The 786-nt window shown below is 42.4% G+C and carries 1 protein-coding gene; it reads right to left on the bottom strand.

All coding sequences use genetic code 11. From position 1 onward, the window contains the following. Positions 1–786, bottom strand: a 786-nt coding sequence (gene tnpC, locus AC1UFB_RS20255; protein ID WP_482589947.1) for an IS66 family transposase, incomplete at both ends; no start/stop codon positions are given.

Raw genomic sequence — 786 nt, 5'->3', positions numbered from 1 at the left:
TATGTTTCAAATAATTGTATTTCCCCTGTTTTCATTACTTGTTTAATGGATTCAAACAGGTTCTTTTTTTGCTTTTTCAGTGTGCTTAAAAAGCTTCGTGCCATCGCGAAATTCTGTGCGCCCGTTCCACTTCGGAAGGTACCTGAGACTTTTTGTTTCACTTTAGCCATTCGTAAATCTCGTTCGGCCAAGTTATTGTCAAAGGGGACACTTGGATTTTCTACAAATAGTAGGACGGAATCTTGGCGTTTGGAGAGTCGATTTAATAACTTTTCCGCGTCATGATTCGCCATTGCAGCGTTCTCCATATATCCTTTTTCCAGAATGGCTGTGTAGGTATCATCCATCCATGCGACAACCATGGGATTCAGAGGTGCATTTTGACGTTCTCTCTCCTGTTTCGCCAAAAGGAGAATTTCCATCATATCCTGTGTCCATGTTTGTTTCGTTTGTTCGTGAACGGCCTTTAGGTCGCGAAGTAAATGGGCATTGCACACGGCATGTTCACACTTTTCATAAACAAAATATGATGCCAGACAATCATGAACGGCAATGCCTTGGAATTTCGGCAAAAGATCGATCTCGTTTATCGCATCTGTGCCGCGTTTTTCGTGAACATACTGTAACGTCACTTGATCGGTACTCAACGTATGTAACCATTGCGTTTTCCCTTCACTTCGTAAGCCGGTTTCATCAAAATGGACAACAGGTGCTTGGATTAACCTGTTTCGGGCTTGCGGCTCAAAGGTTCCCACCAAATAGGTTCCAAATTTTCGATTCATATTC

The sequence above is a fragment of the Priestia sp. KCTC 13724 genome, from assembly GCF_056820425.1.
The sequence above is the reverse complement of the archived record's forward strand: the minus strand, read 5'-3'. Positions and strand labels throughout refer to the sequence as shown.